The sequence below is a fragment of the Ruminococcoides intestinihominis genome, from assembly GCF_040096285.1.
In the GTDB taxonomy this organism is placed as follows: Bacteria; Bacillota; Clostridia; order Oscillospirales; family Acutalibacteraceae; genus Ruminococcoides; species Ruminococcoides intestinihominis.
Map to the genome: position 1 here is coordinate 1 of NZ_JBBMEY010000010.1, position 11,427 is coordinate 11,427.

Below are 11,427 nucleotides of genomic sequence, written 5' to 3' on the forward strand. Positions count from 1 at the left end.
ACATCATTGATGTCCCCTACACCTGTGAGTCATAGTTTCATATGATTTTATGGTATATATTCTCACTACAAATTTGCCTTTAACCACAATCAAAATTAAAAAGACAACCCCTAATTTGTATTGCAAATTTATAATTTACTTTAATCAAATTTATTTACACCACAAAATAAAGTAAAAAAGTTCTAAAATAATTCTCACCTTAATACAATTAATATATAAGCAAAAAGGAGAGAAAACTATGGAACTTGAAAATAATATAAAATTATGTGGTAGAGATACTATGGTAACTCAGGCAATAGAAGAACCGGTTGATGTGGATCTTACTTTACCTGATTATTGTCCTGATATAGAGAAAATACTTAAATGCACTTTAACACCACAAATTTTTTCTCGTAATATTTCAGGTGGTGTACTGGAGATAGAGGGTGCATCTGTTATCAAGGTTATGTATGTTGACAGTGTACGAAAAACTTTGCGTACAAGCCAACAGACAGTTCCTTTCAATCGTGCAATTAATATCAAGGATTATCCGGAAAATCATTTTCTGGATACAGTTGCCACAACTGAATATGTGAATTGCAGAGCATTGTCACCACGCAGATTGGTTATCAAAGGTGCATTGAGCATTAAGGTGGATATTGTAGGCAAAACAACTACAATGATTCCTTCTTCCGAAAGCTTTTCAAATTTCCAAAAGAAATGTTGTACTAAGAAGTATATGGATGTAACTTCCGTAACAGAAGAAACTTTCAATATTAACGAAACAATCAGTGTTGACAATAAGCCACCAATTGAACAAGTGATAAAGTCAATTGTGAAAATCAATGTTACCGACCATAAGTCTATGGATGATAAGATTGTGCTTAAAGGTGAAGTCAACTTAAGACTTCTTTATTTGTCTGATTTAGACAGTGGCAAAACCGAATGTATTGATTATATGATTCCCTTCAATCAGATTGTTTCTTGTGTCGGTGCAGGGGAAGATACAGTAAATAATGTGAATTGTAAACTGCTTTCATATGATGTAAAGATTACAAAGGAAAATGAAGAAAAGACAATTCTCCTTGATGCAAGGGTAAATATGACTGCTGTTTGTTATAAAGAGAGAGAACAGTCATTTTTAGTTGATGCATATTCTCGTGATTACTTTTGCGATTTGAAGAATAAGCCTGTTACACTTGTTAATTCTGTCAGAGAAATAAAAAGAAACTTCATTAAAAAAATGGATATTTCTTCCAATGACCAAGACTTTACCAAGGTTATTGATGTGTATAACGAAACTGCCTCAGTAAATGTATCTGATGAAAAAGGCTTTATTACATTTGTGGGTAAAGGCTCAATCTGTATTGTTGCTTGTGATAAAGAGGGAACACCATTCTACATAGAGCGTACAATGGATTTTTCCGAAACAACAGATGAACAGTTTTCACCGGTAAAAAGTTGCAGTGTTTCTGTTGCATCGGTTAGTTATAGAATTAAGGATGACAGAACTTTAGAAATTCGTGTGGAATTTTCAGTATCGGCATTTGTTACAACAGTTGAGAATAATAACTTTGTAGAAGATGTTATTGTTTATGAGGATAAGAAAATTGAGAAAAATTCCTCAGCATTAACTCTCTATTTTGCCGAAAAAGGTGAAACTGTGTGGGATATAGGCAAGAGATATTCAACAGACTGTGCATTTATTAAAGAGGACAACGAACTTGAAGAAGAAACTTTACCGGAAAAAGAAATGCTTATAATTAGAAGATAACAAAAGCAAAACCCTATTTCAATTAAGAAATAGGGTTAATTTTATATGCCAAAACAAGTGATAAATTTGTTTTCTTTATGTGCCTTGTTAATTAATTATATTAGTGATTTTGTATCACTGTTGTTTCCTAAAGAGTTAATAACATCAATCAATTGTAATAAAGACTCAGGTGGAATTAATGTTACACCACAAGGGTCAATGTAATTGCCTCTATTTCCGTAACTTTGAAAATAAGTATCAATGTTTTCTACTTTATTTATTACTTTATCAAAAAACTTCATTAATTGAAATACAATTGTGTTATTTGATTATGTCCTCATATTCTAAATCTAAGTCAGAATATGAATCATCAAATTCCTTATCAAAATTATCAATAATCCCTATATTGTAATAACTCATAACATTCTCCTAATCAACTTTTATATTTTATTATTAAACTATTATAATGCATTTGTCAATATATATGTTAGATTTTTCACTTGTTAAAGTAAGTTTTAAGTCAACGGTTATAATTTGTGCAAGTCCATCATATATTTTATTAAAAACATATGGAGGAATGAAAATGACAGAGAGAAGCATATATCGTGACATTTCACAAAGAACAAATGGAGATATTTATATTGGAGTAGTTGGACCTGTGCGAACAGGAAAAAGTACATTTATCAAAAAGTTTATGGATACTATTGTTATTCCTAATATAAAGGATGACTCCCTAAAGATTCGCACAAATGATGAATTACCTCAGTCATCCGGTGGTCGTACAATAATGACTACTGAACCTAAGTTTATTCCTGAGGAAGCAATGGAAATTTCTTTACCGGATAAGGCCCATTTAAAGGTGAGAATGATTGATTGTGTTGGTTATGTTGTAAAGGACTCAATGGGCTATATGGAGGATGATATGCCTAGAATGGTAAAAACTCCATGGTCAAAGGAAGAAATGCCCTTTGATAAAGCAGCAGAAATCGGCACAAAAAAGGTTATCAATGACCATAGTACAATCGGTCTTGTAATAACAACCGACGGTTCAATCAGTGATATTACAAGAGAGTCTTACCAAGAGGCAGAGGAGAGAGTAGTAAAAGAATTAAAGGCTATCAACAAGCCATTTGTTGTGCTACTTAATTCAATTGAACCATCTTCTCCGGCAGTTATTTCACTTTCAGAACAACTTTCCGGAAAGTACCAAGTGCCTGTTATTCCGGTGAATTGCCTTACAATGGAAGAAAATGAAATTAAGAGAGTGTTAGCACAAGTGCTATTTGAATTTCCTATTAAGGAAATTAATATTGATATGCCAAAGTGGGTTGTAAACCTAGATAAAGAACATTGGCTAAAAAAACAGATTTTCACAACTATAAAAGAAAATGCAATGTCAATGGAGAAACTTCGTCAAGTTCAAGAAACTTGTCAGGGTATTGGCAAAGATGAATTTGTAGATTCAAGTGAAATCAAAGAACTTGACTTAGGTAAAGGCATTGCCGATATTAAGATTGTAGTTAATAACAACTGTTTCTATAAAGTAATGTCAGAGAAAACAGGAACAGAGATTGTTGATGAAGAAGCATTAATGGAAAGTATCAGTATGCTTTCTGCTAAACAAAAGGAATTTGATAAAATTGCAGCAGCTTATAAAGATGTGGAAGAAAAGGGTTATGGTATAGTAATGCCGACTTTAGAAGAACTTTCCCTTGATGAACCTCAGATTATCAAACAAAGCGGTAAGTATGGAATAAGACTTAAAGCCTCAGCACCATCAATTCATATGATGAAAATACATACAGAGGCAGAGGTTACACCAATTGTCGGCAGTGAACAACAAAGCCAAGAGCTTGTTTCTTATCTGTTAAAAGAGTTTGAAGAAAACCCTGCAAAAATATGGGAAAGTAACATTTTCGGAAAGTCAGTTCATGAACTTGTAAACGAAGGTTTGCACAATAAACTGTATAGAATGCCGGAAGATGCCCGCAAAAAAATAGGGGAAACAATACAAAGAATTATTAATGACGGTTGTAACGGATTGATTTGTATTATACTCTAATAAAAAGTACAAATTTTATTCAAACCACAAAACATATTTGTGAAAAATATCACAAAAAAATAAAATCCCCTATATTTTATTGATAAAATCATTAACACATTGTATAATAACTAGTGTATAAAAATGTAAATATGGGGGATTTTCATGGATTTGAAAACTATCATGGCAGCCGGTATGAGTGTCAGTGAGAAATTCAATATTTCTTTCACAGTTATTCTTACTGGTTTCGTAGTTGTTTTCGCAGTATTGATTCTTCTAATCTTTATCATTGCTATCTATGGTAAGATTGTTTCATCTGCTCAAAACAAATCAAAAGAAAAGAAAGCCAAAGCAGAAGCCGAAAAAGCTGCTAAGGCAACAGAAAAATCAGCTCCAGCATCTGCTCCGGTTCAGAAAGTTGCTCCTAGCAACGGCCTAACCGATGAAATCGTTGCAGTTATTGCAGCAGCCGTAGATAGTACATACGGCGTTGGTAACGCAAAGATTAAGAGCATCAAGAAGTCACCATCAAGTGGCAGACCTGCTTGGGGTCAGGTTGGTGTTATTGATAACACTAGACCATTTTAGTCGGAAAGGAAGTTTAAACTATGGGAATTATTCACGGTTTTCTAGAAGGTATCGTTGGCCTTGTTGAGTCTTCCGGCTTTGTATCACTAGGTTGGCAGAACTACGTTATGGTCGCAGTTTCTTTCGTACTTCTTTATCTGGCTATCGCAAAAGAATACGAACCACTAATCCTTTTACCTTTAGCATTTGGTATGCTACTTGTAAACTTATATCCATCAATTATGGGTGCTCCTTCAACAGAGTTTGTGCTTCAATCGGAGTATATAAAAACCCATGATGTGGCATCTCAATCGGTACAGTATGCAACTACTGTAATGAATGGTGAAGTTTATTATAATGTGCCTACTTACGGTGGTCTACTTTATTACCTATATCAGGGTGTTAAGATGGGTATTTACCCACCACTAATCTTCCTAGGTATCGGTGCTATGACTGACTTTGGTCCTCTAATTGCTAACCCTAAGTCATTCATCCTTGGCGCTGCTGCTCAGCTAGGTATCTTCTTCACATTCTTCGGTGCTATCTTCCTAGGCTTTACACAGGCTCAGGCAGGTTCAATCGGTATTATCGGTGGTGCCGACGGTCCTACTGCTATTTTCGTAACAAGTAAACTTGCTCCAGATCTATTAGGTCCTATCGCAGTTGCTGCTTACTCTTATATGGCACTGGTTCCTATTATTCAGCCACCTATTATGAAGGCTCTAACAACAAAGAAGGAAAGAGCAATCAAGATGTCTCAGTTAAGACCTGTTTCAAAGCTAGAGAAGATTATCTTCCCAATCGTTGTTATTGTTCTAGTAGCACTTCTACTACCTGATGCTGCTCCACTAGTTGGTATGCTAATGCTTGGTAACTTAATGAAAGAATCCGGTGTTGTTGACAGAATTGCAAAGACAGCTCAGAACGAGCTAATGAATATTGTTACTATCTTCCTAGGTGTAACAGTTGGTGCTACTGCAACAGGTACAGTTTTCTTACAGTTAAACACACTAAAGATTATTCTTCTAGGTCTAATCGCATTCTGTCTAGGTACAGCAGGTGGTGTTCTATTTGGTAAGTTAATGTGCGTAGCTACAAAGGGTAAGGTTAACCCACTAATCGGTTCTGCCGGTGTTTCTGCCGTTCCAATGGCTGCTCGTGTATCACAGAAGGTTGGTCAGCAAGAAAACCCAACAAACTATCTATTAATGCACGCTATGGGACCAAATGTAGCAGGTGTTATCGGTTCTGCTGTTGCAGCCGGTGTTCTGCTAAGTGTTATCCCTCACTAATTAATAAATGTAACCTAATTAATGCCTCAACTATGTTGAGGCATTTTTCTTTGTCAAATTATATTATTATTCCTATTAAGAATAATATTTATAGTTATATTTGTTAGAATGGTATAGATACAAAATAAATAATTTATAACAAAATATTTTTGTGCAACATTTATTAAATTATTTAGGGGAGGACTTCTCTTGTTCTATAAGGATTTTACAGTATCATTTTTCTTGAAAATGATACGCAAACGAATTAAATTTATTGTTTTGCTATCTTTGGTAGGTGGCATACTTACTTTACTATATGCCAATTCCTTTATTACACCATCATATTCTGCTCAAGCAATGGTAATTGTTCAGAACTATACTGCAGCAGATGCAGCAGCAGATGCAGCCGAAGAGGCTGCCCAAAACGGTGTTACTGACAAAAGTCAGCAAGAAGATATTCAGGATACAACAAATGCAAAGAGCTTCGATGATGGCAATGTTAAAATTTATGCCAGTGACCTTACTGCCTCATCAACACTTGCTCAGTATTGTACAATTCTTTTTAAGAATAATGTTGAAATTCAGAATATGCTTAACGGTTGTGGTATGGAAATTACTCAGGAACAAGAAAGTAACTTCCTATGGATTACAATGACTTCATCAAACCCTAAGATTGCTGCCGATACTTGTAATGCAGTTGTAAATAAAATCACAGGTACTAAGAATGAACAAGGTCTATTTGATGAAATTTTCTCAGCCGGTGGTGTAACTGCAGTTAAGTATGCATCAGTACCTTCAGCCAGTACATATCCAAATGTAAAGAACTATGCTCTTTATGGTCTAATTGGTGGACTTGCATTATCACTGGTTATTTCATTTATCCTTGAACTTGTTGACACAACAGTTAAGCATGATGATGACCTAAACAAAATGTACAAGATACCTGTATTTGGTGAAATAATGGACTTTGAACAGAATGGAGATGACACAGATGAAACTAAGAAGTAGAAACAGAAGAAAATCTGATAGTGGTTATTCTGTTGGTCATAGCCAAAGCTATATGGCAAATTCTGCTCAATCAGGTGACGCAGGTAAATTCGCTATTATTGAAGGCTATAAGATTGCAAGAACTAATATTCAGTTTTCACTTTCAGCAAGTAACGATAACTGTTTTGCAGTAACTTCTTGGAGTAAAGGAGAGGGTAAAAGTACCTCAACATCTAATATAGCTATTTCATTTGCTAAAATGGACAAAAAGGTTGTTTTACTTGATTGTGACCTTAGAAGACCTAACATTCACAATCTTCTAAAGATTGAGAATACTGCCGGTATGACATCTGTTTTGTGTAATGATAAAACATTTGACCAGGTAGTACAGAGAGAGGTTTTGCCTAATCTTGATGTACTTACAGTTGGTACAATACCACCAAACCCATCAGAACTTATCGGTTCAGATAATTTTGCAAAATTAATCAAAGAACTAAAGAAAAAGTATGATTATGTAATTATGGATACTGCTCCTATCGGTATTGTTACAGATGCTTTGCTTGTAAAGGATTTAGTGGCAGGTTACTTAATTGTTGTTCGTGAAGGTGTAACAACCCATGGTGATATTCAGAACTTTTTGAAAGCTATGGAAACCTCAGGTGCAAAACCTATGGGCTTCCTAAAGGTTGGTTGTGACCCTAGTGAAGGCAAAAGTGGCAAGTATAAGTACAAAAAGTACAATAGATACAACAAATATAACTCTTATGAATATTATAGATATTATTAATAATATATACCCTGCACATTGTTGTAGGGTGTTTTTTTGTAGATTATTAGCAAGATTTTGCAAGATTAAAAATAATACTTGCATTATTGATAAAATAGTATTAGAATAATAAAGTAAAATATAATATATTTGAAGGGGAATAGGTATGAATTATTCAGAAATGACAAAAGAACAACTTCTTAACGAAAAGTCTGCTCTGGAAAAACAGTATGAAGATTACAAAGCAATGAACTTAAAACTAGATATGTCAAGAGGTAAACCAAGCACAGAACAGCTTAACATCTCTTCTCGTATCCTTGATATTCTAACATCAGATAGTGATTGTTCAACAGAAAAAGGTTTTGACTGCCGTAACTACGGTTTGATGGACGGTATCACAGAAATCAAGCCAATCTTTGCAAAGATGATGCAGGTTGACCCTGATATGATTATGGTTGGTGGTAACTCATCACTTAATATGATGTTTGATACAATTTCTCTATTTATGACTAAGTCACCTGTAGAAGGTGAAAAGCCTTGGCTAGAAGTTAAGAACAGAAAGTTCTTATGTCCTGCTCCGGGTTATGACAGACACTTTGGTATCACAGAATACTTTGGTTTTGAAATGATTACAATTCCAATGACTAGTGAAGGTCCTGATATGGATATGGTTGAAAAGCTTGTTGCTGAGGATGACTCAATCAAGGGTATTTGGTGTGTTCCTAAGTACAGTAACCCTCAGGGTATCACATATAGTGATGAAACAGTAAAGAGATTTGCTAATTTAAATCCAAAGGCAAAAGATTTCAGAATTTTCTGGGATGATGCTTACTGTGTTCATGATGTTACAGAAACTCCGGATAAGCTTATTTCCCTAATGGATGAATGTAAGAAGACAGGTAAAACAGATTTACCAATTATCTTCTGTTCAACTTCTAAGATTACTTTCCCAGGTAGTGGTGTTGCTGCTATGGCTGCTGATGAAAACAATATGAAAGTAATTAAAGAAAAATATAAATATCAGACAATCAGCTTTGATAAGGTTAATATGCTAAGACACATCCGATTCTTTAAGGATATTGATGGTGTTAAGGCTCATATGGATAAGCATAAGAGTATCCTAAAGCCTAAGTTTGATATTGTCCTAAAGCATTTAAAGGAAAGTGTAGGACCAACAGGTGTTGCAACTTGGTTTGAACCAAACGGTGGTTACTTTGTAGCAGTTGATGTTATGGAAGGTACTGCAAAGAAGGTTGTACAGCTTTGTAAAGAAGCCGGAGTTGTTCTAACAGGTGCCGGTGCAACATATCCATATGGCAACGACCCTAAGGATAGCAACATTAGAATTGCTCCATCATATCCAACACTTGATGAACTGGAAAAAGCAATGGAGATTTTTTGTGTAGCAACAAAACTTGCAGCAGTTAATAAAATTCTTGAAAATATGTAAATAAGATATTAATCAAATGTTACAGTATTTTAAATTATATTTATCTCTTTGCACAATAATTACTTAAATATTTGTGTTATATGACAAAATTATCTTTTATAAATATTAAATATTTGATGAATCATTGACTTTTTCACTAAAGAAAAGTATAATTACTCTGTTGTGTTCTATCAGAATGTGGCAGAGTATTTTATTTGCCAACAGAATAGAATAAAAAAATATTGGAGGAAAAGGCATGAAAAGAATTCCAAAGCCTGCATTCTTCATTGTCGCAATTCTAATTTTACTGTTTAGCTATACAGCAATCTTTGGTGTATCTTATTACACCGGTGACGTAAAGCACACAGTTATAAAAGGTGTTAACGACATTAGATGGGGAATTGACATTCAGGGTGGCGTGGAAGCAACATTTGTTCCAGCCAACGGTAAAAAGGCCACTGACTCACAACTTGATTCAGCTAAGGCAATTATTGAAACTCGTATGGTTTCAAACGGTATCACAGATTACGAACTATATACTGATAGTGGTACAAGCAGTATTATTGTTCGTTTTCCATGGAAAGAAGACGAAAAAGATTTTGATGCAGAAAAATCAATTCAAGAAATTGGTTCTACTGCAAAACTAACTTTCCGTCCGGGTAACTCTCACAAAGATTCTTCTTTGGGAGCAGACGGTGAGCCGGTTTACAAAACACCAACAGGTGACACTGAAACAGTCCTAATGGACGGTTCTCATGTTAAGGACACTTCTGTTGCTCAGAATACTGACGGTTCAGGTAACTATGTTGTTAACCTTGAATTTGACAGTGAAGGCGCAAAGCAGTTTGCCGATGTTACACAGAAGTATGTAAACCAAGTTGTTTCAATTTGGATGGATGATGAAATGCTTTCAGCTCCAACAATTAATGAAACAATTACAGGTGGTAAGGCTCAGATTTCCGGTAATTTTACTGTTGAATCAGCAACTAAACTTGCTAACCAGATTAAGGCCGGTGCTCTTCCATTTGCTCTTGAAACAAAGTCAAATGGTAGTATCTCACCAACACTTGGTGATAACTCTCTAACAGCTATGGCAATTGCAGCAGTTATTGCTTTTGCAATTATTGCAATCTTTGTAATTCTAGTATATAGACTTCCTGGTGTTATTACAGTTATTGCTCTAATCGGTCAGATGGGTCTATCAGTAGCAGCAATCTCAAGATACTTTACAGTATTTAATTCCTTTACAATGACTTTACCTGGTATTGCCGGTATTATCTTGTCAATTGGTATGGGTGTTGATGCTAACATTATCACTGCTGAAAGAATTAAGGAAGAATTTAGAAATGGTAAGACACTTGACGGTGCAATTGACAGGGGAACTAAGAGTTCACTGTCAGCTATCGTCGATGGTAATATGACAGTTGTTATCGTTTCTATTATCCTACTACTTGTATTTGGTACTGCAAACATTCTATCATTTATGTTTGGTGCTTCCACAACAGGTACAATTTACGCATTTGGTTACACACTACTAATGGGTGTTATCTCTAACTTTATTATGGGTGTTCTACTTTCAAGAGTAATGCTAAAGAGTGTTGTAGGCTTTAAGTGTGTAAGAAAGAAATGGCTATTTGGAGGTGCAAAAAATAATGAAGAATAAGTTAGTTCGTTTTACTAAATTCAGTAAAGTATTTTTTGGCATCTCTTTGGGTATCATACTTATTGGTATCATCTGTAACTTTGTATTTGGCACTCAGCTTGATATTCAGTTCCGTGGTGGTTCTTACATTAAGTACTCTTATGTAGGCAATGTTGATACAGATAAGCTAAAGGATGTTATCCAGACAAATACTAAGCAAGAAGTTACAATGTCAATTAGCTCAGATATCCTTTCTAACTCTAAGAAGGGTGACGCTTATACAATCCGTGTTGAATTTGCCGGTACTAAGGCTATTTCAACAAATGAACAAAAGAAGTTGACACAGACAGTTCAGAAGGCTTTCCCTGATAACAACTTTAAGGTTCTTGAAGCATCAGCTATCGAAAGCTCAATGGGTTCTAAGTTCTTGCTAAAATGTTTAACAGCTGTTGCTATCGCAAGTATTCTTATGGTTCTATATGTTACAATCAGATTCCGTAAGATTGGTGGTCTGTCAGCCGGTGTTATGGCTCTTGTAGCTTTGTTCCATGATGTGGCTATGATTTACTTTATGTATATAATTTTCCAGATGCCTATCGACTCAAACTTCATTGCCGTTGTTCTTATGATTTTGGGTTACTCACTTAACGATACAATCGTTATCTATGACCGTGTTCGTGAAGAACGCCGTAACTTTGGTGCTAAGGAAGACATTGGCTATGTATTCGATTACAGTGCAACTAAGGTTCTTAGAAGAACAATCTTTACTTCGCTAACAACACTTATGGCTATCGGTACAGTTCTTGTTGTTTCAATGATTTTCAACATCTCATCAGTTACAAGCTTCGCACTTCCAATGATGATTGGTGTTATCTCAGGTTGTTACAGTTCTGTATGTATCGCAGGTCCTCTATGGGTTATGTGGCAGAGACACAAGAAGAAAGCTAAGGCTAGTAAATAATTATTAATGCTTTACATATAAGGGTGGTTTT

The 11,427-nt window shown here is 35.0% G+C and carries 10 protein-coding genes; 9 read left to right on the forward strand and 1 reads right to left on the reverse strand.

Translation table 11 applies throughout. The annotated features are described in order from the left end of the window. Nucleotides 1-238: 238 nt before the first annotated feature. On the forward strand, nucleotides 239-1,753 hold the full coding sequence (locus tag WMO18_RS03975; RefSeq protein WP_211148615.1) for a DUF3794 domain-containing protein: 1,515 nt from the start codon (nucleotides 239-241) through the stop codon (nucleotides 1,751-1,753). 95 nt (nucleotides 1,754-1,848) lie between these two features. On the opposite strand, the gene WMO18_RS03980 is transcribed toward WMO18_RS03975, so the two are convergent. Further along, a complete protein-coding gene (locus WMO18_RS03980) occupies nucleotides 1,849-2,034 on the reverse strand; it encodes a hypothetical protein (protein WP_367286380.1) in 186 nt (61 codons plus the stop codon). A 281-nt stretch (nucleotides 2,035-2,315) separates the two neighbouring features. Between WMO18_RS03980 and spoIVA the strand changes: the two genes are divergently transcribed. From spoIVA to secF, 8 genes are all read left to right on the forward strand, one after another. Further along, nucleotides 2,316-3,794, forward strand: coding sequence for a stage IV sporulation protein A (gene spoIVA, locus WMO18_RS03985; RefSeq protein WP_022506379.1), 1,479 nt, complete (start codon nucleotides 2,316-2,318; stop codon nucleotides 3,792-3,794). Nucleotides 3,795-3,938: 144 nt separating this feature from the next. Next, on the forward strand, nucleotides 3,939-4,361 hold the full coding sequence (locus WMO18_RS03990) for an OadG family transporter subunit (RefSeq protein WP_211147928.1): 423 nt from the start codon (nucleotides 3,939-3,941) through the stop codon (nucleotides 4,359-4,361). 20 nt (nucleotides 4,362-4,381) lie between these two features. After that, nucleotides 4,382-5,632, forward strand: a complete 1,251-nt coding sequence (locus WMO18_RS03995; protein WP_211147929.1) for a sodium ion-translocating decarboxylase subunit beta — start codon at nucleotides 4,382-4,384, stop codon at nucleotides 5,630-5,632. 189 nt (nucleotides 5,633-5,821) lie between these two features. Further along, nucleotides 5,822-6,619 (forward strand): YveK family protein, encoded by a 798-nt coding sequence (locus WMO18_RS04000; RefSeq protein ID WP_211147930.1) that lies wholly within the window; start codon nucleotides 5,822-5,824, stop codon nucleotides 6,617-6,619. Next, nucleotides 6,603-7,385, forward strand: a complete 783-nt coding sequence (locus tag WMO18_RS04005) for a CpsD/CapB family tyrosine-protein kinase (RefSeq protein WP_211147931.1) — start codon at nucleotides 6,603-6,605, stop codon at nucleotides 7,383-7,385. The genes WMO18_RS04000 and WMO18_RS04005 overlap by 17 nt, the downstream gene beginning before the upstream one ends. 145 nt (nucleotides 7,386-7,530) lie before the next feature. Continuing rightward, nucleotides 7,531-8,814: an aspartate aminotransferase type Ic gene (locus WMO18_RS04010; protein WP_211147932.1), complete on the forward strand. Its 1,284-nt coding sequence runs from the start codon at nucleotides 7,531-7,533 to the stop codon at nucleotides 8,812-8,814. A 235-nt stretch (nucleotides 8,815-9,049) separates the two neighbouring features. Then, nucleotides 9,050-10,456, forward strand: a complete 1,407-nt coding sequence (gene secD, locus WMO18_RS04015; RefSeq protein ID WP_211147933.1) for a protein translocase subunit SecD — start codon at nucleotides 9,050-9,052, stop codon at nucleotides 10,454-10,456. Beyond that, nucleotides 10,446-11,396 carry a protein translocase subunit SecF gene (gene secF / locus WMO18_RS04020; protein ID WP_211147934.1) on the forward strand — a complete coding sequence of 317 codons (951 nt, stop codon included), beginning with the start codon at nucleotides 10,446-10,448 and terminating at the stop codon, nucleotides 11,394-11,396. The genes secD and secF overlap by 11 nt, the downstream gene beginning before the upstream one ends. Nucleotides 11,397-11,427 lie beyond the last annotated feature (31 nt).